General features: G+C 61.7%; 22 protein-coding genes. 12 read left to right on the top strand and 10 right to left on the bottom strand.

Annotated features, from left to right (window positions below; translation table 11 throughout):
* Positions 1–16 precede the first annotated feature (16 nt).
* Positions 17–1,273, top strand: coding sequence for a peptide antibiotic transporter SbmA (sbmA, locus tag WBQ96_RS05555; RefSeq protein WP_336548128.1), 1,257 nt, complete (start codon positions 17–19; stop codon positions 1,271–1,273).
* A gap of 29 nt (positions 1,274–1,302) precedes the next feature.
* On the opposite strand, the gene WBQ96_RS05550 is transcribed toward sbmA, so the two are convergent.
* Complete coding sequence (locus tag WBQ96_RS05550) at positions 1,303–2,316, bottom strand: polysaccharide deacetylase (RefSeq protein ID WP_336548126.1); 1,014 nt, start codon at positions 2,314–2,316, stop codon at positions 1,303–1,305.
* A 218-nt stretch (positions 2,317–2,534) separates the two neighbouring features.
* Between WBQ96_RS05550 and WBQ96_RS05545 the strand changes: the two genes are divergently transcribed.
* From WBQ96_RS05545 to WBQ96_RS05510, 8 genes are all read left to right on the top strand, one after another.
* Positions 2,535–3,200 carry a tetratricopeptide repeat protein gene (locus WBQ96_RS05545; RefSeq protein ID WP_336548124.1) on the top strand — a complete coding sequence of 222 codons (666 nt, stop codon included), beginning with the start codon at positions 2,535–2,537 and terminating at the stop codon, positions 3,198–3,200.
* Between the two features lie 9 nt (positions 3,201–3,209).
* Entirely contained in the window at positions 3,210–4,640 is a 1,431-nt protein-coding gene (der, locus tag WBQ96_RS05540; protein WP_336548122.1) for a ribosome biogenesis GTPase Der, read from the top strand.
* 296 nt (positions 4,641–4,936) lie between these two features.
* Positions 4,937–6,124, top strand: coding sequence for a cell wall hydrolase (locus tag WBQ96_RS05535; RefSeq protein ID WP_442920796.1), 1,188 nt, complete (start codon positions 4,937–4,939; stop codon positions 6,122–6,124).
* Between the two features lie 254 nt (positions 6,125–6,378).
* Positions 6,379–6,789 carry an AtpZ/AtpI family protein gene (locus tag WBQ96_RS05530; protein WP_336548120.1) on the top strand — a complete coding sequence of 137 codons (411 nt, stop codon included), beginning with the start codon at positions 6,379–6,381 and terminating at the stop codon, positions 6,787–6,789.
* A gap of 36 nt (positions 6,790–6,825) precedes the next feature.
* The gene (locus WBQ96_RS05525; protein WP_336548118.1) at positions 6,826–7,575 is read left to right on the top strand and encodes a F0F1 ATP synthase subunit A; all 750 of its coding nucleotides are present in this window, start codon (positions 6,826–6,828) and stop codon (positions 7,573–7,575) included.
* A gap of 72 nt (positions 7,576–7,647) precedes the next feature.
* Positions 7,648–7,872, top strand: coding sequence for a F0F1 ATP synthase subunit C (locus tag WBQ96_RS05520; RefSeq protein ID WP_091918644.1), 225 nt, complete (start codon positions 7,648–7,650; stop codon positions 7,870–7,872).
* Between the two features lie 66 nt (positions 7,873–7,938).
* Complete coding sequence (locus WBQ96_RS05515; protein WP_165115061.1) at positions 7,939–8,520, top strand: F0F1 ATP synthase subunit B; 582 nt, start codon at positions 7,939–7,941, stop codon at positions 8,518–8,520.
* Positions 8,521–8,529: 9 nt separating this feature from the next.
* Entirely contained in the window at positions 8,530–9,009 is a 480-nt protein-coding gene (locus tag WBQ96_RS05510) for a F0F1 ATP synthase subunit B (RefSeq protein ID WP_336548113.1), read from the top strand.
* A 90-nt stretch (positions 9,010–9,099) separates the two neighbouring features.
* Here WBQ96_RS05510 and WBQ96_RS05505 read toward each other — a convergent pair whose 3' ends face one another.
* Both WBQ96_RS05505 and WBQ96_RS05500 read right to left on the bottom strand, forming a co-directional pair.
* Positions 9,100–9,798 carry a ribonuclease HII gene (locus WBQ96_RS05505; RefSeq protein WP_336548110.1) on the bottom strand — a complete coding sequence of 233 codons (699 nt, stop codon included), beginning with the start codon at positions 9,796–9,798 and terminating at the stop codon, positions 9,100–9,102.
* 260 nt (positions 9,799–10,058) lie between these two features.
* Positions 10,059–11,213 carry a PA0069 family radical SAM protein gene (locus WBQ96_RS05500; RefSeq protein ID WP_336548107.1) on the bottom strand — a complete coding sequence of 385 codons (1,155 nt, stop codon included), beginning with the start codon at positions 11,211–11,213 and terminating at the stop codon, positions 10,059–10,061.
* A 985-nt stretch (positions 11,214–12,198) separates the two neighbouring features.
* Here WBQ96_RS05500 and WBQ96_RS05495 point away from each other — a divergent pair.
* A complete protein-coding gene (locus tag WBQ96_RS05495; protein ID WP_336548105.1) occupies positions 12,199–12,705 on the top strand; it encodes a glycosyltransferase in 507 nt (168 codons plus the stop codon).
* A gap of 21 nt (positions 12,706–12,726) precedes the next feature.
* Here WBQ96_RS05495 and moaB read toward each other — a convergent pair whose 3' ends face one another.
* From moaB to WBQ96_RS05460, 7 genes are all read right to left on the bottom strand, one after another.
* Positions 12,727–13,275 carry a molybdenum cofactor biosynthesis protein B gene (moaB, locus tag WBQ96_RS05490; protein WP_091913745.1) on the bottom strand — a complete coding sequence of 183 codons (549 nt, stop codon included), beginning with the start codon at positions 13,273–13,275 and terminating at the stop codon, positions 12,727–12,729.
* A gap of 3 nt (positions 13,276–13,278) precedes the next feature.
* Positions 13,279–14,145: a 4-(cytidine 5'-diphospho)-2-C-methyl-D-erythritol kinase gene (locus tag WBQ96_RS05485; protein WP_336548102.1), complete on the bottom strand. Its 867-nt coding sequence runs from the start codon at positions 14,143–14,145 to the stop codon at positions 13,279–13,281.
* A gap of 20 nt (positions 14,146–14,165) precedes the next feature.
* The gene (locus tag WBQ96_RS05480; protein ID WP_165115067.1) at positions 14,166–14,351 is read right to left on the bottom strand and encodes a hypothetical protein; all 186 of its coding nucleotides are present in this window, start codon (positions 14,349–14,351) and stop codon (positions 14,166–14,168) included.
* Positions 14,352–14,423: 72 nt separating this feature from the next.
* Entirely contained in the window at positions 14,424–15,293 is an 870-nt protein-coding gene (locus tag WBQ96_RS05475; protein ID WP_336548099.1) for a S49 family peptidase, read from the bottom strand.
* Between the two features lie 73 nt (positions 15,294–15,366).
* Positions 15,367–16,146, bottom strand: coding sequence for a tRNA1(Val) (adenine(37)-N6)-methyltransferase (locus WBQ96_RS05470; protein ID WP_336548217.1), 780 nt, complete (start codon positions 16,144–16,146; stop codon positions 15,367–15,369).
* Positions 16,147–16,154: 8 nt separating this feature from the next.
* Complete coding sequence (locus tag WBQ96_RS05465; RefSeq protein ID WP_091913750.1) at positions 16,155–16,379, bottom strand: putative signal transducing protein; 225 nt, start codon at positions 16,377–16,379, stop codon at positions 16,155–16,157.
* 401 nt (positions 16,380–16,780) lie between these two features.
* A complete protein-coding gene (locus WBQ96_RS05460; RefSeq protein ID WP_336548096.1) occupies positions 16,781–18,433 on the bottom strand; it encodes an alpha/beta hydrolase in 1,653 nt (550 codons plus the stop codon).
* 226 nt (positions 18,434–18,659) lie between these two features.
* On the opposite strand from WBQ96_RS05460, the gene WBQ96_RS05455 reads away from it, so the two are divergent.
* Positions 18,660–19,676 carry a polyprenyl synthetase family protein gene (locus WBQ96_RS05455; protein WP_091913752.1) on the top strand — a complete coding sequence of 339 codons (1,017 nt, stop codon included), beginning with the start codon at positions 18,660–18,662 and terminating at the stop codon, positions 19,674–19,676.
* A gap of 135 nt (positions 19,677–19,811) precedes the next feature.
* Positions 19,812–21,836, top strand: coding sequence for a tetratricopeptide repeat protein (locus WBQ96_RS05450; protein ID WP_336548091.1), 2,025 nt, complete (start codon positions 19,812–19,814; stop codon positions 21,834–21,836).
* Positions 21,837–21,898 lie beyond the last annotated feature (62 nt).

Raw genomic sequence — 21,898 nt, 5'->3', positions numbered from 1 at the left:
CAAGGAGATCGCTCAAGTGTTCCTATCGTTTTTCCCGAAGCCGAAGCTGTTTTTCACCTCGGCGACTATTTGGTGTTTGGCCGGAATTCTGTTCTGGTTCTTCGGCGGTGAGCAGCTTGGCGCTGTCTTCGGTTTGCCTCCGGCTGCGGCGGAGGCTCCGCCGGTTCTTGGCATTCCGGTTTTGTGGACCAAGCCATTCCTCTGGTTCTACATATATTTCGGCTTTCTCGTTGGAGCCTTTTACGCTTTCTGGCGCGTCTATTCTCCGCACCCTTGGCAAAATTGGTCGATCCTGGGGTCGTCGCTCATCCTGTTTTCGACCTATCTCAATGTCCAGATCTATGTCGCTCTCAACAACTGGCGCGGACCTTTCTACGATCTCTTTCAGAAAGCGATAACGACGCCCAATTCGGTTTCCACCGGCGAACTCTATTCGAAGTTTGCGATTTACGCCTGGATCGGGGCAACCGGGATGGGCCTGTTCGTGATCACGCGCTTCTTTGTCAGCCACTATATCTTCCGCTGGCGCACGGCGATGAACGACTACTACATGAGCTATTGGCAAAAGCTGCGGCACATCGAAGGTGCATCTCAGCGCGTGCAGGAAGATACGATGCGGTTCTCCACCACCATGGAGGGTCTGGGTGTTTCCCTGATTGATTCCGTGATGACGCTGATTGCGTTCCTCCCGCTGCTTGCACAGCTTTCGACCCATGTGAAAGTCTTGCCGCTTGTCGGCGAAATTCCCTATTCGCTGGTCGTGGCCGCGGTTACCTGGTCGATCTTTGGCACGGTGCTGCTGATGATTGCCGGCGTCAAACTGCCGGGGCTGGAATTCAAGAACCAGCGAGTGGAGGCCGCCTATCGAAAGGAACTTGTCTATGGCGAGGATGACGCTGCGCGGGCGCAGCCGCCGACGGTTGCCGAACTCTTTTTCCATGTTAGGCGCAACTATTTCACGCTCTATTTTCACTACGCCTATTTCAACGTAGTACGCTCCGGCTACATCCAAGCAGATGCCATCTTTGCCAGCGTGATCCTTATCCCCACTATCGCGGCCGGCGCGATCACAATGGGCCTATGGCAGCAGGTTTCAACGGCCTTCAGCCAGGTCAGCTCGTCATTTCAATATCTGGTCAATGCATGGCCGACGATCGTCGAACTCATCTCCATCCAGAAACGTCTGCGCGCGTTCGAAGCCACACTTGAGGATGCACCGCTGCCGGAACTCGACCGGCACTATCTGGAACAGCAGGCTCAGACTGTCGAATAAGCTTTCGGGGAAGGTGGCTGATTTCGGTCTCAGCCGCCGGGGGCGGATGTCTGTTGTGGGTCGGGCTTTTGCCCGGTCTCGGCAAGATACTGCGCATAGCTGACGCATTTCACGTCGGCTTTCACGCAGACTTCGCCGGCAAAGCGCTCCAGCGCGCGCCAATAGGCGCCGCCATTCATCAGGGTAAAGTGAAACCCCATTTCCAACGGAATGCGGCTGCCCTTGTATTCGCCGTCGAACGCAGTCTTGAAGGCATCATAGGCGCGGTTTTCGAATGCCGCGTCCTTGTCCTCGCGCTCGAAGCCGCCGGAATGGCGCACGAACATATTGTAGTCCATGGCGATGACGCGGCGCTTGTTCGGCCCCTCAGGGATTTGCGGCAGGGCGAAGCGGGCAATGCCGTTGACTGTTGCAGGCTCGGCCGGGCCGCGCGAAACGCCGCTTGCGTCGTATGAGAAGTTGGCTTCGCCAAGTGCTGCGTAAAGGTTCTTGCTGGTCGAAAGATACGGCGCACGAAAACCCTTGATCTCGGTTTCGGCAAACTGCCGCCAGCCTTTCGGCTCGCCGGCGATGCCGTTGGTCGCGTAGGCGTCGCGCAGGATCGTCGAGAAGGCGGAAAATTCCTTCAGCCAGTCCGCCTTGGTCCAGTCCTTGCCGTCGAAATGGCCGCAGGCGTGGCTGGCAATGTCATGGCCTTCCGAACGTGCCAGCCAGATCTGGCCGAGCCGGGCGCGCACTTCGTCCTTGGACTGCGCGAAGCCGACATTGGAGCGTCCGGCCGATTTGCCGGGAGCAAGATATTGACTGCGGTCCTCGCGCGTCAGCAGGAAAACGCAGGACAGGAAATAGGTGAACGTTGCGCCGGTGCGGGCGGCAAGGTTGCGGCTGCGCTGCCACTGCGCCAGTTCGTGCGCGCCGTCGAAGGAGATGATGACATATTGCGGCTTGGCGGAAACAGGTAGCTCCGCAGGCTTTGCCGAGGCGGGCATGGCGAGGGAAAGGGAGACACTGGCAAACAGACAAACGCGGAAGGCTACAGACATGATACAATTCTAAATGATGGGATCAGCTTGGAGGGCTAGGGCTCGAATATGGCACGGATGCGGACAAAGCGGTAGCCGCACGCCAGGTGCGACGGCTTCTGAGCTTCATTACAGGCCGGTTTCTTTGATTTTTGGCTTCACGCCCCTTCCATGCCGGCGAAATATCGCTAAAACGCTGGCTCACAACAGCCCCGAGCGGGCAAACATGGTTAGAGTGTATGTCGGACGACAGTTTCTTCCGCGAAGTCAACGAGGAGATCCGCCAGCAGCGGGCCAGGGATCTGTGGGAGCGTTTTGGCCCCGCACTGATCGTGCTTGCCGTTCTGGTCGTTCTCGGCACAGCACTTTTCGTGGCTTATGAATATTGGACCGGAAACCAGGCAAACCGTTCCGGCGACGAATTCTCGCAGGCATTGACGCTCGCCAATTCCGGCAAGCCCGACGAGGCGCTGGCAGCGCTGAAGGCATTGGAGACGGAAGGCTACGGCGCCTATCCGGTGCTGGCGCGAATGCGTTCGGCCACCGTGCTTGTCGACAAGGGCGATTTCGACGGCGCGGTGAAGGCGTTCGACGCGGTTGCGGCCGACACTGCCATTCCCGCCCCCATCCGCGATATGGCCCGTCTGCGTGCCGGCCTGGTGCTGGTCGATCATGGCTCCTATGAAGACGTCGCCAAGCGCGTCGAAGACCTGACCGCCGACACCAACACGCTGCGCCACGCTGCACGCGAGGCACTCGGCCTTTCCGCCTGGAAGGAAGGCAAGGCCGGCGACGCACTGAAGCTTTTCGAGCAGATTTCATCCGACGACGGCGCGCCGCGCAACGCACGCGAACGTGCCACCCTCATGTCCGAACTGATCCGCGGTTCGGGCGCTGCGTCGTGATGCTGAGAGATGACATTCAAAGTCGCAATCATCGGCCGGCCTAACGTCGGCAAGTCTACGCTTTTCAACCGTCTCGTCGGCAAGAAGCTGGCACTGGTCGATGATACGCCGGGCGTAACGCGCGACCGCCGCGTGCATGCGGCAAAGCTCTACGATCTCCATTTCGACGTGATCGATACGGCAGGCTTCGAGACGGCTGCACCCACCACGCTTCAGGGCCGTATGCGGGCGCAGACCGAGATCGCCATCAGCGAAGCCGATCTCATCTTCTTCGTAGTCGATTCGAAATCCGGCCTGATGCCGGACGACAAGGCCTTCGCCGATATCGTCCGCCGCGCGGGCAAGCCGGTGGTGCTGGTTGCCAACAAATCAGAAGCGCGCGGTTCTCAAGGCGGAATGCTGGAAGCCTGGGAAGTCGGGCTCGGCGAGCCGATCCCGATTTCAGCCGAGCACGGGCAGGGACTGCCGGATCTTCGCGACGCTGTCGTCGACGCTCTCGGCCATGCGCGCGTCTTCGGCGAGGACGAAGAGGACGAAGACGAAATCGCCGTCACCGAAGTGCTGGTCGGGGAAGACATTGCCGACCCGGACGCCGAGCACGAATATGACGACACCAAGCCGATGCGCATTGCCGTCGTCGGCCGGCCGAATGCTGGCAAGTCGACGCTGATCAACGCGCTCATCGACGAGGAGCGGCTGCTGACCGGCCCTGAGGCCGGCATCACCCGCGATTCGATCTCGGTCGACTGGGAATGGCGCGGCCGTCTCATCAGGCTTTTCGATACGGCTGGCATGCGCCGCAAGGCCAAGGTGCAGGAAAAGCTCGAGAAGCTTTCCGTCGCCGACGGGCTTCGCGCCATCCGTTTCGCCGAAGTAGTGGTCGTCGTATTCGATGCGACCATTCCATTCGAGAAGCAGGATCTCCAGATCGCCGACCTGATCATCCGCGAGGGCAGGGCGCTGGTGATTGCCTTCAACAAATGGGACATGATCGAGCACCCGCAGGAAACGCTTGCCGAGCTGCGCGAGAAAACCACGCGGCTTCTGCCGCAGGTGCGCGGGCTTCAGGCGGTGCCGATCTCGGCTGAAACCGGCCGCGGCCTCGACAAGCTGATGGACGCGGTCCTCAAGACCCACAAGGTCTGGAACAGCCGCATTTCGACCGGACGTCTCAATCGCTGGCTTGAGGGCATCCTCGCCCATCATCCGCCGCCCGCCGTTGCCGGCCGCCGCCTCAAGATCAAATACATCACGCAGGCCAAGACGCGCCCGCCGGGCTTCGTGCTCTCCTGCACACGGCCGGACTCGATGCCACAGTCCTATGTGCGCTATCTGGTCAACAGCCTGCGCGAATCCTTCGACATGCCGGGCGTACCGATTCGCATGGCGCTCAGGGCTTCCGAAAATCCATTTGCCGGACGCGCGAAGAAGCGAACCTAACGCCTCGGTCTGCATCAGCGTGCACATCAGGACGCTGACTTGTGCTGGGAGGGAGAAACCCTTCTGCTCCTTTCGGAGCCCCAGCTTTTCCCCTCGCCAGGTCTTGCCTCCCGGCTTGGCTAAGGGCGACTGTTCCATATCATCGTCGCGTGAAATCGTGCAAATTCATGAATGCGCGATCCGCCGCGCCCGATCGAGGCCCGCCGTCGAATATTGGCGGCGGCTGTTAACCATGCATCAAGGTTAATAGACGATTTTCTCTTCAGAGGGTTTCTGTTGCGTTCTGGAGAGTTTCTGTGCATCGACGTCTACCGACGCTGCAGATGGTTGTTGCCAATCTGAAAAAGCGTTCGTTCCTGCCTCCCCTTGTTGTCGGATTGGGTATCTGGGTCGGATTTCCGACCACGGTGGCCTATCAGGACATGCGCAGCCTGGTGTCCGGTGTCGAAACATCGCAGACGCGCTGGAATGCCTTCGTGCAGACCTCTGTCGCTGGTTCGGTGCACGCGGCCGAAATGCCGTTCGCCGATACAAACATGCCCACGGGCTCCATCTCCGGCTCGGGCGTCAACGCTCCCGGCATCGGCTCCGTTGCCTTCAAGAGCAAGGGTGCCGCAGCCAACGACGTGCCGGACGAAGAGCGCATCAATCGCAGCGAGAAGAAAGGGCGCATCGTCAATGTCACGCCGGTCGCCCCGCCCAAGGCGTTCAATGCCGGCTCGGTGCTGGATCGCACCAGTTCTCTCATTCTCCCGCAATTCGATGCCGGCCTCAAGCAGGCCTTCGTCAAATCGACGATCAAGGGCAAGGAGATCCAGATCGCGACCGCCTTCTACGTCAAGGAAGACAAGAAGGTGGCGCCGGGCGTTCCCGCCATGCTCGCCGATCTCGTCAACAACGACACGCCCGACATTCTGGCTACGGCCTATGCCCCCGCCGAGCCCGACTACGCCAAGTCCTCTCCTTTCGAGAGCCTGCTCAAGGATGAAACGCCGAATGACGGCCGCTTCATTCCGCCGGTATCGGAGGGGGACCACAATTGGATGAGCAAGCCGCTGCCGGCGAGCGTATTCTCCAAGCCCGAGCAGAAGTGCCTGGCCACGGCCATTTATTTCGAAGCGCGCGGCGAAAGCCTGAAAGGGCAGGCGGCTGTCGCCCAGGTCATCCTGAACCGCGTCCGCAACCCCGCCTATCCCAGCACGATCTGCGGCGTCGTCTACCAGAACGACAACTGGCTCAACCGCTGCCAGTTCTCCTTCGCCTGCGACGGCAGGAAGAAGGTCGTGACCAGCCGCGAGCACTACAAGATCGCCGAAGATATCGCCATGGCGGTCACGGCCGGAAAGATCTTCATTCCCGAGGTTGCCTCCTCCACGCATTATTACGCGGAATATGTGAGCCCGCGCTGGGCGCGGACGATGGAGAAGATGAAGAAAATCGGTCTTCATATTTTCTACCGCACCTATGGCGGCGGCTGGAGCTGATTGTCGTAAGCCAGCCTCCTGTCTGCGGCCTGAGCCGGGTAGCCTGCGGAGGGGATTCCCCGCGGATTCGCGCGCCATGATGCGCGATATATGTCGGGCAGGTTGTCGCACTTTTTTAAGCTATTGATTTTCCTTCGTAAAATACATGGTTTGACCACCCACTCCGTGGCTTGACGGGGATGGCCCCGCTAACTATGTTGCCGGCGACTTTGAAGCGGATGGACGGTGCTGTTCTATCCAGGCAGGGGGTTGCGGTGGCCAACAAGAAAAGGCCAGACGAAACCGGAAAAACCGGGCCTGGAGATCAAGACAAGCTGGACTTCCGCGACGACGACCTGGAGCGCCGCCGGCGTCAGCTTGAAGCATCTCTTGCGACAAGAAGACCGGATGGAAGCGCCAGTCGAGAGGGTGCTAAGTCGAGCGGTATTGCCGGCTATGGTCAGGCCTTGAAGCTGTCCAGCGAATTCATCGCGGGAATAGCGGTTGGTGTCGGGCTCGGCTGGGTGATCGACCGAGTGGCGGGGACTTCGCCATGGGGATTGATCATTTTCCTGCTCCTGGGATTTGGCGCTGGGGTTCTCAATGTCCTGCGTTCCGCGGGCGTCGTTGCAGATACGGGTCCGAGGGTGCCGAAGAAAGGCCCTGAGGATCGAGATAATACGTAATCGCGCCTGCGGGCGCTTCATGCCGAGGGGGTCCAGGTGGCCAACGATCCGATCCATCAGTTTCACATCACGAAATGGATTCCGATCGAAATCGGCGGTCTCGATTTCTCCTTCACCAATTCGTCCGCCTTCATGGTTGCGACCGTCGCAGCCGCCGGCCTTTTCCTGTTCCTGACGACCTCGAGCCGCGGCCTGATCCCCGGCCGGCTTCAGTCGATCTCGGAAATGTCCTATGAATTCGTGGCATCCATGCTGCGAGATGCGGCGGGCTCGCAGGGGATGAAGTTCTTCCCGATGGTGTTTTCGCTGTTCATGTTCGTGCTCGTCGCGAACCTGCTCGGGCTTTTCCCGTATTTCTTCACCATCACCAGCCACATCATCGTCACCTTCATGCTGGCGCTGCTGGTGATCGGAACCGTCGTCGTCTACGGCATCATGAAGCACGGTTTCGGCTTCTTTAAACTCTTCGTTCCGCAGGGCGTGCCGGGCATTCTCGTGCCGCTCGTGGTGCTCATCGAGGTTATCTCGTTCCTGTCGCGGCCGATCAGCCTTTCTGTTCGTCTGTTCGCCAACATGCTGGCCGGACATATCACGCTCAAGGTTTTCGCTGGCTTCGTCGCCTCGCTGAGCACGCTTGGCGCGGTCGGCGTCGCCGGCTCGATCCTGCCGCTCGCCATGACGGTTGCGATCACCGCCCTCGAATTTCTCGTGGCCTTCCTGCAGGCCTATGTCTTTGCGGTGCTGACCTGCATGTACCTCAACGATGCTCTGCACCCGAGCCACTAGGAAACTGTCGCCGGCGGGTTCCTTCCGCCAAACGAAAGCATTGACTGAATTACGATCCACAAGGAGTTGGACATGGAAGTAGACGCAGCAAAGGCAATCGGCGCGGGCATCGCCTGCCTCGGCATGGGTGGCGCAGGCATTGGCCTCGGCACGATTTTCGGCAACTATCTGGCGGGCGCACTGCGCAATCCGTCGGCTGCCGACGGTCAGTTCGGCCGCCTGATTTTCGGCTTCGCCGTGACCGAAGCTCTGGGCATCTTCTCGCTCCTCGTCGCTCTTCTGCTCCTCTTCACATAAGAGTTGCGAAAGCGATGATACTGCCGGCCGCGCAGTGCGGCCGGTTTGTCTGGACAGGGGAAGCAGATGTTTGTGACACCGGGATACGCGCAGGAAGCTGCCCCCGCTGAAGGTGAAACCCACACCGAAACCGGTGCGGGCCATGAAGCTGGCGGCAAGCCGTCGTTTCCGCCATTCGATTCTTCGACCTTCGCGTCGCAGATCCTGTGGCTGGCCATCACGTTCGGCCTGTTTTACCTGTTTTTGAAAAAGGTCGTCCTGCCACGCATCGGCGGCATTCTGGAAGTCCGTCGCGATCGCATCGCGCAGGATCTCGATCAGGCTGCCTTGATGAAAAGCGAGGCGGATGCGGCAGTTGCTGCCTACGAGCAGGAACTTGCCGAAGCCAAGGCCAAGGCGAATACCATCGGCCAGCAGGCGCGCGACAGTGCCAAGGCCGACGCCGACGTCGAACGCAAGAAGGTTGAAGCAGCGCTCGAGCAGAAGCTCGGTGAGGCAGAAGCTCACATTGCCTCGATCAAGACTTCAGCGATGAAGGAAGTCGGCACGATCGCCGAGGACACGGCCGCTGCCATCGTACAGGAACTGATCGGCGGCAAGGCCGACAAGGCTGCCGTCGCTGCCGCCGTGAAAGCGGTTCGGGAGTAGGAGAGGGCCATGGACGCAACATTTTGGGCAACAGTAGCCCTCGTTATCTTCCTCGCCGTCGTCTTCTACCTGAAGGTGCCTGGCGTGATCGGCAAGTCGTTGGATGAGCGCGCCAAGCGCATCAGCGACGAACTCGAAGAAGCCCGCCGGCTGCGCGAGGAATCCCAGCAGCTTCTCGCCGAATTCCAGCGCAAGCGGAAGGAAGCCGAGAAGGAAGCTGCCGAAATCGTCGAGGCCGCCAAGCGCGAAGCCGAACTTCTTGTCGCAGAAGCGCAGAAGAAGACCGAAGACTACGTTACCCGCCGCACCGCTCTTGCCGAGCAGAAGATCGGCCAGGCTGAACGTGACGCCGTCAATGAAGTGCGCTCGAGCGCGGTAGATCTGGCGGTCGAAGCAGCGCGGGCGTTGCTCGCCGGCAGGGTAGATACAAAGGCCGACGGCGACATCTTCAAGGCGTCGCTGCAGGAAGTTAAGTCTAAGCTCAACTGAGTTTTTGCTTCTGGCTCTTGCCGGAAATTCAAAGATCAAAAAAGCCGCTGGAAATTCCGGCGGCTTTTTTCTTGTGCGGTGCAGGGGCCATCAGAGCGCGAGTTCGTCGTCGTTGGCAGCGCCAGCCTGCAGCTCTTCAGCAAGCCGGAATGGCGCAAACGAGACGCGGTGCCAGCGCGCAACCGCGCCGTGGATGTCGATAGCCGCGCGATGGCGCGCAGTCGCGTAGCCCATATGGATTTCGAAGCCGTAGCGTGTGTCGGTCTGGCCGCAGCCGGTCATCATGCGGTCACGCATGACCTTGGCGACGATCGAAGCCGCAGCGATCGACTGCGAGCGCTGGTCGCCCTTGACCAGCGCTTCGCAATCGCAGGGCAGGCCGGGCGGCACGTCGCGGCCATCGGCAAGCGCCAGTTTCGGCGCCAGCGGCAGGCCGCACAAGGAACGCCGCATGGCTTCCAGGCTGGCCTTGCGAATGTCGCTGCGGTCGATGCCTTCAGCGCAGACCGACGCCATCGAGACGCCGAGAGCGGTGGCAAGGATTTCCGAAAACAGCTCCTCGCGCTGTATGCCGGTGAGCCGCTTGGAATCGTCGAGCCCTGCCGGGATGCGCTGCGGGTCGAGCACGACGGCTGCCGCGACCACCGGCCCGGCGAGCGGGCCGCGGCCGGCCTCGTCCATTCCTGCGACCGGCCACTGACCGCGCGCGATCGCTCGCGTCTCGACGGAAAAGTCGGGTCGTTCGAGGATTTCGAAGAGGGGCGGAGAATCGGAGCGTGCGCGAGCCATGGTGCGGCGATGGTCGCATCGGCCCCGATTCTCCGCAAGTCCTTCCGAGCCGAGCCGAGGGGCGGGGGCAGGGAAGGTACCGTCGGCAGTCGGGGAAAAGCCGACGGGATTTTCGGTTTATCGATATTCGGGTGATGCCGGCCTGCAAGTGATGGCTTTCTGCGCTTCCGGTGCTCACGTACCCAAATGTACGCTCCGCTCCGGTTCTCAAAAACCATCACTTTCGACTCGGCCTGACCCGAATCTCAACAAACCAAAGGCTAAAGCAGCATCAGCTGTTCGTTCTTCTTTTCGACGCCGACGAACAGGTCGGTGCGCAGCTGCTTTCTCTCGACATTGAGCCCGAGCTTGCGCGCGGTGATTTCGAAGCGGCGGCCGATCTGCCAAGCATAGGGGCCAGTGCCCTTCATGCGCTTGCCCCATTCGGCATCGTAATCCTTGCCGTCGCGCATCGAGCGTATCAGCGACATGACGTGCCGGTAGCGGTCGGGATAGTGGCGCAGCAGCCAATCCTTGAAGATCGGGCTGACCTCCAGCGGCAGGCGCAGGATGACATAGCCTGCCTCGCGCGCGCCGGCGGCACGAGCCGAGTCCAGAATGCGCTCGATCTCCTGGTCGTTGAGACCGGGAATGATGGGCGCGGCCATCACGCCGACCGGAATGCCGGCATCGCTCAACTGGCGAATGGCCTCCAGGCGCTTGGTCGGCGTCGAAGCACGCGGCTCCATGGTGCGGGCAAGCATCCGGTCCAGTGTTGTCACCGACAATGCCACCTTGGCCAACCCACGCTCGGCCATGCGCGACAGGATATCGATGTCGCGCGTGACCAGCGCCGACTTGGTGACGATCCCGACCGGGTGGTTGCGCGCCTCCAGGACCTCCAGGATTTCGCGCATGATGCGCCACTGCTTTTCGATCGGCTGGTAGGGGTCGGTGTTGGTGCCGATGGCGATCGTGCGGGCCTGATAGCCTTCCTTGGAAAGCTCCTTGTCCAGCAGCTTTGCCGCATCCGGCTTGGCGAACAGCTTGGATTCGAAATCGAGCCCCGGCGACATGCCCATGTAGCTGTGGGTCGGCCGGGCGAAGCAATAGACACAGCCATGCTCGCAGCCGCGATAGGGATTGATCGAACGGTCGAAGGAAATGTCAGGCGAGGTGTTGCGGGTGATGATGGTGCGCGGCTTTTCGGTCTGCACCTCCGTCTTGAAGGGCGGCAGTTCCTCAAAACTGTTCCAGCCATCGTCGAAGACGTGACGCGTCACCGGCTCGAACCGGCCGGTCGGATTGATGCCGGCAGCGCGGCCACGACGGCGTTCGTCGTGAATTCGGATGCCGCTTTCCTCGATCATCGCATTGGCCATCGCGGAACCTCCGTTCCTGAAAGCCGCAACATCTGCGCGTGCAATCGGTTCCATTCCGCTGTTCTCCAACCGGGTTTTGCGGGGGCGCGAATCGCGCCGTTCATGAAACTATTCCTATTTTGAAAATGAGAACAAAGCAAGAACTTTGTGAATTAGGTCCCTTTCCTTCTCCCCTTGTGGGAGAAGGTGGATTGGCGCGCAGCGCCAAGACGGATGAGGGGTGTTGGAAGAAATTCCGGCGTCCACACTCCGTCCAACACCCCTCATCCGACCTCCGCTTCGGGTTGGCCACCTTCTCCCACAAGGGGAGAAGGAGAGGCGCGCTTCATCATCGCCACGCCTGCTTTCGCATCTGGCCATTGTCAAAGAGCCGGGAAGCGGGGCGCATGGCCGTGCCTTCCTAGTGTAAAATACGTGGCGCAGCTTCTGCACCCCGCTCGGTGCTTGTCCCGAAGTCGGCCGGTCACAACGCCCGCTCCATGTACATTCCATGGACAAGACGCCGCGGGTTCTCCGCATCCTGCGCGATCTGCCCTTGATCTTTCCGCCACAGGCTTTCACCTGAAGCTTCCAGCCAGAGCATGCGGCCGCAGGACGCCGGCCTGTGTCGGGCCCTCGGGGCCCTGGCTACCACACCAGGGCGGGAGGTCACCGCCGCTCTCCCCGATCCCGGTTCCAGAACCCGGTCCCGCAAGAGCGATGTGGGGATTATGCAGGCGGTTTTTTGGGGTGTGGATAGATTGGGCGTGAAAAAATGTGTGGGGTGAGGGAAAACAGTGGGTTGGGTCGAAATCGAGTGAGAATCTTTCCCCACTTTCAGCGTTAGAAGTTCTGCACCGCGGCAGCCGTCACAGATGTTCCGGCATGGATCCCGGGTCTGCGCATCCGCTTCGCGTATGTTCCGCCCGGGATGACGAACTGCATGTTCCGTCTTCGCTCATCGTCAACGCAGGCGCGTGCCACACAGATTCAGCCCGCTGAACCCTAACCGGCTAATTACGAAGTGGCGCTCGGTAAAAGTTTAGGCTACGCGAATATTATGCTGTCGGTTGTAATCGAAACCCGGAACAACGAGGAAGCGCTGGCCCGCACGCTGGCGTCGCTGGTTGGTGCTGCTGTTGAGGGCACGGTGCGCGAGGTTATCGTGTGCGATCTCGGCTCGTCGGATCAGACGCATAAGGTCGCCGATCAGGCCGGCTGTCACTACATCACCGGCGGCATAGGTGCCGGCGTGGCGCAGGCCAAGAGCGACTGGCTGCTGCTGCTGGAACCCGGGGCGCGGTTGGTGGATGGCTGGACCGAGGCCGTGCAGGACCACATGGAGATGATGGCCATGCCTGCCCGCTTTTCCCGCTCGCGGCTGGACAGGCAGCCCTTCTTCTCGCGCGTGCTGACCTCGAGAACAGCACTGAGCGAGGGGCTGGTCATCAGGAAGTCGCAGGCGCTTCCCCTGTCGCGCTATGCGGCAGACGCCGAAGCGGTTGCGCGCGGACTGGCGACGAAGCGGATTTCGGCCGAAATTCGTGTGGCGCCGCTGCGCAAATAACCCATAGCAGAGCGGCCAAGATCAGGCCGTCTTGTCGCCGCGCTTGAGATGCTCGTCGAGCCGCGGCATGATTTCCACGAAATTGCAGGGCATGTGACGGTAGTCGAGCTGCGCCTTAATGATGCCGTCCCAGGCGTCCTTGCAGGCGCCGGGCGAGCCGGGCAGGACGAAGACGAAGGTGGCGTTGACGACGCCGCCGGTCGCCCGCGACTGGATCGTCGAGGTGCCGATCTTGTCGTAGGAAATGCGGTGGAAGACCTCGGAAAAGCCATCCATGCGCTTTTCGAAGATGGGTTCCAGCGCTTCGGGCGTCACGTCGCGGCCGGTGAAGCCGGTGCCCCCGGTGGTGATGACGACGTCGATGGCGTCGTTGCGCGACCATTCCAGAACCTGCGCGCGTATCTTGTCCTTGTCGTCGGTGACGATGTCACGTGCGGCAAGCATGTGGCCGGCCTCGGTGATGCGGTCGGCAAGCGTCTGGCCGGATTTGTCATCGGCCAGCGTGCGCGTGTCGGAGACGGTCAGCACTGCGATGCGGACGGGGATGAAGGGGCGCGTTTCGTTTGCCATTGGCTATCTCATGCTCGAGGTCGCGACCGAGAACCAGCCGGGCTTGGCCTGTTCGATCGCATTTGCAGCGTTTGCGGCAGCACCCGTGGTTTCGAAGACACCGAAACAGGTGGCGCCCGAACCTGACATGCGGACGAAGGCTGCACCCGTGCTGCGCAGCGCGTCGAGCGCCTCGGTGATGGCCGGGGCAAGCGCCTTTGCCGGCGTTTCGAGATCGTTGCGCGTGGCGCGCAGCCATTCGATCACATGCGCCGGCTCCGGGTCGGCGGGCGGCGGTGAAAAGGAAGGGTTCTCGCGGCTTTCGAGCGCGCGAAATACGTCCGGCGTCGCGACGCCGATGCCGGGATTGACCAGCACCAGCGGCAGGGCCGGGTAATTTTCCAGCGGATCGACGATCTCGCCGATGCCGCGTGCCAAAAGCGGGCGGGCGAGCAGGCACATCGGCACGTCGGCGCCGAGCCGCAGGGCCAGAACCGACAGGTCGGCATCGATGTTCCAGTGACGCGCCAGCGCGCGCAGGGCCGCTGCCGCATCGCTGGAGCCGCCACCTATGCCCGAGGCGATGGGAAGGTTCTTTTCCAGCGTGATGGCGACGGGCGCGGCGGCAGCGTCGGGATAGGCCTCGCGCAGGGCATCGCGGGCGCGGATTACGAGATTGCCGCCATCCAGCGGCACCTGGGCGGCGAAATGGCCCATGACGACGAAGCTGTCTTCTTCGGCGGCGGCAACGGTGATGTGGTCGCCGAATTCGGTGAAGACGACGAGGCTTTCGAGCAGATGAAAACCGTCAGCGCGCTGCCCGGTGACGTGGAGCGCGAGGTTGATTTTCGCCGGCGCGTGTTCGGCGGACGACACGAAGCCGGAATCCATGATGCTCTGAGGTACCCTGATCAGTCCTTGGCCAGACGGTATTCGCCGGTCTTGGGATCCTTGACCAGCGTGCCGATCGTGCCGTTGGCAGACTGGCGCTCGGCGCGGCGGACTTTCGCCGTCACGCGCTCGGCTTCCTTGACGAAGGAGCGATAGCCGTAATAGGCGGCCAGGCCGACGAGGGCGAAAAAGATAATCTGTGGCATCTGTCCTTGTCCTCCTGGAGGTTCGGGCTGCCGGTCAGGGAGAGCCCATCATAGGCACAATGGTACGGCTTTTCAAAGTCCAAAGCGGGACCAGAGCGCGCGCTCTTCCGCCGCATCGATTAGGCCACCGGCCGCGGCACCCGCAATGTCGGGCGCCGAGAAGCCAGAAGCTGAGCCGAGAATGCCAAGCCGGCGGCCGAAAAAGCCGCGCGGCGGCGTGATCAGCTGCAGCCGCGTCTTGGGGCCGAAGCGCTGCTTCAGCACGGTGCGCATGTCGCCCAACGCGTCGACCAGGCCGAGTTCGAGCCCCTTCTTGCCCGTCCAGAACAGGCCGGTGAACAGATCGGGATCGTCCTTGAGCTTCGAGCCGCGCCGTTCCTTGACCAGATCGATGAAGGTGTCATGCACTTCGAGCTGCAGCGCCTTGAGGCGCTCGATGTCTGCCTTGTTCTCCGGTTTGAACGGGTCGAGCACGGCCTTGTTTTTGCCGGCGGTGTAGACACGGCGTTCGACGCCGATCTTCTTCATCAACTCGGTGAAGCCGAAGGAGGCGGAGACCACGCCGATCGAGCCGACGATGGAGGAGGGATCGGCGATGATCTCGTCGCCGGCCACCGCGATCATGTAGCCGCCGGACGCCGCGACGTCCTCGACGAAGATCAGCACGCGTTTGTTCTTCTCATTGGCGAGATCGCGGATACGCTTGTAGATCAGCCGCGACTGCACCGGCGAGCCGCCGGGTGAATTGATGGAGATGGCGACGGCGGGCGCGTCGGTGAAGGCGAATGCCTTTTCGATCAGGCTGGCGGTCGAAGCCAGCGACAGGCTCGGCCGGAACTGGCCGCCGCCCGACATGATGGTTCCGTGAAGCCGGATGACCGGGATCGTGACTGCCTGCGAGCGCATCGATTTCGGCAGAAGGCGGCTGAGCAGTCGTCTCACTTATGTGTTTCTCCGGTCCTTGATGCTTCGCATGTAGGTATCTGAGCGCAAACCACAATCCCGCGCAGGCTGCTCAATCGCCGAAAAGTGAAGCGCGGCCGTTGCTGATCGCGTCCGCGTGTGGCGAAAGTGCGTTGCCGTCGTCATGAAGGATGAGCGGCGGCATGAGCGAAAGCGCACCGCGCGCGCCGAGCCGCGCCCTGAGCACAATGCGGATCGCGGGCTTGTCGGCGCGGGGGTGAACCGGCACGATCTCGGCCGAGCCGAAGCGGCCCTCGAGCGCTGCAAGGATCGGAGCCAGCGATTGCGGACGTGCGATCAAAGCCAGTCCGCCGCGCGGCCTGACCATGGCGGCCGCACTGCGCAGCCAGCTTTCGAAAAGCCCGTCCTCCATCACATGCGCCTGCTTTCGAAGGGCGTCAGGCGTCGCCCGGTCGCGCGCTTCGTTGAAAGGCGGGTTCATGATGACGAAATCGCAGGATTTGTCGGCAAGGCCGGCTTTCACGCGCGCCTTGCCGGTGAGCGCGACATCCGCGACGAGGACCGAGATGCGGTCGCGCAGGTGGGCGTTGCCTTCATGGGCGAGGGACTTTTGTGCGAAAGCCGCCATTCCGGGCGACTGCTCGATGAGGTTGATCGTCGCCTTGGGGCATCGCGCGGCAACGGCGAGACCGGCCGCACCAGCACCTGCGCCGAAATCGCAAAGCACGCCCTTGAAATCCGACGGCACGCAAGCCGCCAGCATCAGCGCATCCATGCCGGAGCGATGTCCGGCGCGCGGCTGCACCAGCCAGAAATTGCCGCGGTGGAAGGCGTCGATCGTATGGTCCGCGGGCTCGCGCTCGGATGTCATAGACGCCATCAGCCTTCGCGCATTTCCTTGGCGAAACCGGCGTCGGTCAGGAGACGCCTAGCCGCTATCGCATCGTCGTCAGACACCAGCACCCGTCGCGGCAGGATGCCGATCGAGCCGTCCAGAATGCTCATATTCTGATCGGCGACAAGGAATTCGATCTCCGCATCGCGCAGCAGCGATTCGATGAAGGATATGAGAACGATATCGTTGGTGCGGATGAGCTCGATCATGCGCTGAAACTCGCAGGTTGCCTGGGGGAAGTAAACGGGTGGGGGTATCTGTCTGTCGGTCCTTTTGCCCGACGCCGGTAGGATCGCCTTTTCCATGAGATCGAGCCTCGGGTGGCATTCTGAACCGACTCTGACGTCTTGTTCTTTTGAGGCATGGATTCCCGACACTCTCCGCTCGTTCCTCGCTCAAGAGGTCGAGAATGACGAATTGCATTTAGGCTTGTCGGTGATCTTCCAACGTTGGAGATTTGCGGTTGCGGCCTACGTTAAGTTCGTCATTCTCGACCTCGTGAGCGAGCGTCAGCGAGCGGAGAGTGTCGGGAATCCATGCCTGAACGTCGAAGCGCCGCATGTGGTTCAGAATACCTTCGGGCCAAAGTTTCCAGCCTCTCATGCCAAATTTACCGCCGCGCAAAATGCTCCTTAAGCCGCGCCACGTCCTCTCCCGACCAGCCCTGCACATCCGTCACCTCCATCCAGGCGTCGATGTAATGCTCCGGCGCGTAGACGTGGCCGTGGCCCATCGGTGTCGTCGTGGCGACGGCCATGTCGACCAGCAACTGCAGGAACGTCACGATCGGATACCAGCGCAGTTGCGGCGAAACATCGGGCCCGCGCGGCTCGGCCATCCAGGCGGGTGCCCGGTAGACGGATTGCGGGTCGAAGAAGGTGACGGAGTCACTGGCATATTGCAGATAAACGATGCGCATCGGCCCCCAATGCGCGCCGGGGATGGTCAGCGCGTTCTTCTGGTTGGTGAAGCGCACATAGGAGCCGTCGCGGAAGCGCGGCAGCCAGGCGGGTGAGCCAGCGTTGCGGTCGGCGGTGATCGAGCGCCAGATGCGGCTGGAGTAGGGTGGGCCGGCCCAAAGCGCGCCCTGGTAAGGATCGCCGAGCACCTCGAACAGTTCGCTGGATTGTTCCGAGTTCTTGGCGCCGAGGCTCAGGCCATAGAGATAGAGCTTTGGCCGCTTGTCCTTCGGCAGCGTCGTCCAGTAGCCGTAGACTTCGGAAAACAGCGCGCGCGAAGCCTCGCTGCCATAGCTCGGCTCGACCAGCAGCGACAGCCAGCTTGCGAGATAGGAATACTGGATCGCCACGCTGGCGATATCGCCGTCGTGCAGATATTCGACCGTGTCCATGGCGGCAGGGTCGATCCAGCCGGTGCCGGTCGGCGTGATGACGACGAGGACAGACCGGTCGAACCCGCCGACGCGTTTCAGTTCCGCAAGCGCCAGCTTGGCTCTTGCTTCGGGCGTATCAGCCGAACGCAATCCGGCATAGACGCGGATGGGGTCGAGCGCGTCGTGATTCAGGAAGGTCTGTAAGTCCTGTTGGGTAGGTCCGGCCGCAATGAAGTCGCGTCCTGCGCGCCCGAGTTCTTCCCAGCTGAGCAGCGAGGCGGCACTTCCCGTCTTGTTGGGATCAGTGGGCTGGATGGTGTCGTCTTCCACAAGCTCGTCGAGCTTCTGATAGGAGCCGTCGAGGACATGCAGCGCATATCTGAAGATGACGCCGTTGACGACCGTGCCGAACAGCACGGCGGCAATCGCAATGCCGATGACATAGGCGATACGCCGGGGGACGTAGCGCCGAAGCCTGCCCGCCAGAAACAGAAAGGTGAGCTGAAAGAGGCGCGCAAATGTGAGCAGCACGATGAAGGTCAGCAAGGCTATCGCGCCGACGCGCAGCGGGTGCGCGCTGTCCACCGGCTGCATGTCCATCAGCACCCGGATCGAGTTCTGCCAGCCCGAAGCACGCCACAGAAAGACGAGGGCGATTGCCGCGCAAATGACTGCGGCAGCAAGCTTGATGATGTGCGCGTTGCGCTCGCGAGGTTGTGGAAGTTCCAGATAGGTCCACAGCCACAGCCCGAACACGCCGATGCCGTAGCCCGCCGCGAAGGAGAATCCGGAGAGAATGCCCTGCATCAAAAAACTGCGCGGAATGAGCGAGGGTGTGAGCGATGCCGCGAAAAACAGCGTGCCGACCAGCAGGCCGACAGTCGAGAACGACAGCCAAAATCTGATTATCCAGCGCTGAATCACATCCATTGGTCTCTCTGCCTGGTTTGAAGGCCGCCAGCCCGGTCGCTGAAAAGTGAACGGACCCAACGGCTTCACGAGAAGAGCGTCTATTGCAGCAGAATTACCCGATGTCGCGCATACGGCAACAGTGAGTTGCGATTGCCGCGCCAATTCGCCTCTTGCCCAGCTAGGCCTTGCCGACCTAAATCATGCTCAGGGCTGAAGGCTCGTCTCTAAGGACGGAGAGTTTGTCGTGGGTGTCGTTCTCAACATCGATAACGGGAAGCGTGAAGGCGCTTCCATCAAGGAGCTGATCGACCTGACGGCGTCCGACATGGGGCGCGTCAACAAGCTGATCCTGTCCAAGGCCGGCTCCGATGTCGAGATGATTCCCGAGATCGCCAATCACCTCATCTCGTCCGGCGGCAAGCGCCTGCGCCCGATGGTGACGCTCGCTGCCGCCCAGATGTTCGGCTATTCGGGCGAGGGCCACGTCAAGCTCGCCACCAGCGTTGAGTTCATGCACACGGCAACGCTGCTGCACGACGACGTGGTCGATGAGAGCGGCATGCGGCGTGGCAAGAAGACAGCGCGCATGATCTGGGGCAACCAGGCCAGCGTGCTGGTTGGCGACTTCCTGCTCGGCCAGGCATTCCGGCTGATGGTCGAGGTCGGTTCGCTCGACGCGCTGGATATCCTCTCGACCGCCGCCTCGATCATCGCCGAAGGCGAGGTCATGCAGCTTGCGGCCGCCAAGAACCTCGAAACCACCGAGGACGAGCATTTCGCCGTCATCAAGGCCAAGACGGCAGCGCTGTTTTCGGCAGCCGCAGAAGTCGGCCCGGTCATTGCCGGCGCCTCGAAGCCCGAGCGTGCGGCGCTGCGCTCCTACGGCATGAATCTCGGCCTCGCCTTCCAGCTCATCGACGATGCGCTGGACTATGGTGGCAATTCCAAAGACCTCGGCAAGAATGTCGGCGACGATTTCCGCGAAGGCAAGGTGACGCTGCCGGTGATCCTGAGCTACCGCCGCGGCACCGCTGCCGAGCGCGAATTCTGGAAGCGCTCGATCGAGGAAAACAATGCCGACGACGCCGCTTTCGAAAAAGCGGTCGGCCTGATGACGCGCCACGGCTCCATTGCCGACACGATCGGCCGTGCCCGCCATTTCGGCGAAATTGCGCGTGATGCGCTGGCGCCGCTGGAGGCGACGCCGCAGAAAGCAGCCCTTATCGATGTCATCGATTTCTGCATAAGCCGCGTCGTCTGAGGGCGGTTGCCCGCGCTTTGACCGGATTGTGAAACAGTAACGATTGAACCGCGACCGCAAAAAGGCCATGCTTTTGCGAACTATCGCTTGAGCGAGTCATGCTGTCACAGGGACGGCGCGGCGGGAAGGACGATAATGCGGCGTAAGAATGTGGGCTGGCTTGCAGGTGTTTCGGCACTGGCGGGTCTTATGGTGGTCGGCCAGCCGGCTTTGGCGAAGCAGTCCGAAGAGCCGGTGCAGATCAACTCGTTTTCCGGCGCTTACCTTGCCGCACGCGTGGCGGAAGTCGACAACGATCTCGACAGCGCAATCGCCTACTACAAGCGCGCGCTCGCCTTCGACACCGAGAACCAGCAGCTGCAGCAGAGCCTGATGCTGGCGCTGATTTCGCAGGGCCGTTTCGACGAATCGCTGCCCTATGCCGAAAAATTGAAGTCGGTACCGGATATCGAGCGCTTCTCGCGGCTCGCGCTGGCGGTCGATGCCATCCGCAAGAAGGAATACCGCTCGGCCGAGACCTTCCTGAAGCTTGCGCAGGAATCCGATCTCGACAAGCTGATTTCCGGCGTCATGACAGCCTGGGCCAAGGCCGGTGCTGGCGATGCCAAGGACGCGCTCGCCTATCTCGAAAAGCTGCAGGGGCCCGAATGGTTCACGCTGTTCACGACCTATCATCGCGCGCTGATCGCCGAGGCTGCGGGCAATGCCAAGGAAGCCGACAAGATCTATAGCGAGACTATCGACAATGTCGCCGCCGGCGGTGCCGCGCCCGAGACATGGCTGCGCGCGGCCGAAGCCTATGCCGGCTTCCTCGCCGGTCGCGGCGAGAAGGACAAGGCGCTGGCTGTGCTCGACAAGGCCGACGAATTCGCCACCGGCCGCCTGCCGCTGATGGCGCTGCGCGAGAAGATCAACAAGGGCGAGAAGATCACGCCGCTGGTCGCAGGACCCGCCGACGGCGCGAGCGAAATCCTGCTCGATCTGGCGAGCGCTTTGAACCGCGGCGGCGGCGAGCCCTTCGTGCGGCTCTATCTGCAATATGCGCTGGCGCTGAAGCACGACAGCGACGCCGTGCTGCTGCAGCTTGCAGCCGTTGCCGAGCAGCAGGAGAACGCCGAGGAGGCGATCGAGCTCTATCGCCGCGTGCCGGCCGATTCCTCGCTCAAGCGCGCCGCCGAATTGCAGCTCGGCCTGAACCTTGCCGACCTCAAGCGCCATGACGAGGCGATCACCCATCTCAAGGCGCTGCTCGACGAGAGCCCCGACGACATGCGCGCCTATCTGGCGCTCGGCGGCGTCTATTCCTCCAAGGAGGATTACCGTTCCGCTGCCGACATCTACGACAAGGCCGTCGAGCGGCTGAAGACGCCGGACGCCAGCAACTGGAACATCTACTACCAGCGCGGCATCGCCTATGAGCGGCTGAAGGAATGGCCGAAGGCCGAACCGAATTTCCGCGAAGCGCTGAAGCTGATGCCGAACCAGCCGCAGGTTCTGAACTATCTGGGTTATTCCTGGGTCGACATGAATATGAACCTGGATGAAGGCCTCGACATGATCCGCAAGGCGGTCGACCTTCGTCCGAGCGACGGCTACATCGTCGATTCGCTTGGCTGGGCCTATTATCGCCTCAACCGCTTCGACGAAGCGGTGACCGAGCTTGAGCGCGCGGTGTCGCTGAAGCCCGATGATCCCGTGCTGAACGACCATCTCGGCGACGCCTATTGGCGCGTCGGCCGCAAGCTGGAAGCCACCTTCCAGTGGAGCCATGCCCGCGACATGAAGCCGGAGCCGGATGTGCTGGCGACCGTGCTGAAGAAGCTTAGCGAGGGCCTGCCGCCGCTGGAAGGCAAGACCGCGGCAGAAGCACCGCCTGTCACGCCTTCGGTGCCCGAGGTCGCGCCTGCTCCCGCACCCGATGCGGAGAAGAAGAGCGACACACCTGCTGCCACGCCGCAATCCTCCCCGGTCGAGAAGATTTCCGCGACGCCGGCCGCCTACAAGGTGCAGCGCGGGCAGTCGCTGTGGTCGATCGCCAACGAGGTGCTCGGCAATGGCGGTCGCTATCAGGAGATTCTCAACCTCAACCCGCAGCTTCGCGGCGATCCCGGACGCATCGTTCCCGGCCAGCAATTGATCCTGCCGGTTCAGCCGAACTGAAACTTGACGCTTCCGGCAGGCCGGAATAGGACGGGCCGTCTTTTGGCCCCGATGTTCTGAGG

Origin of the sequence: Mesorhizobium sp. CCNWLY176 (assembly GCF_037153935.1) — a bacterium.
GTDB classification, from domain to species: Bacteria; Pseudomonadota; Alphaproteobacteria; order Rhizobiales; family Rhizobiaceae; genus Mesorhizobium_M; species Mesorhizobium_M zhangyense.
Note: the sequence above shows the minus strand (reverse complement) of the source record. Positions and strands in the feature narration are given on the sequence as shown.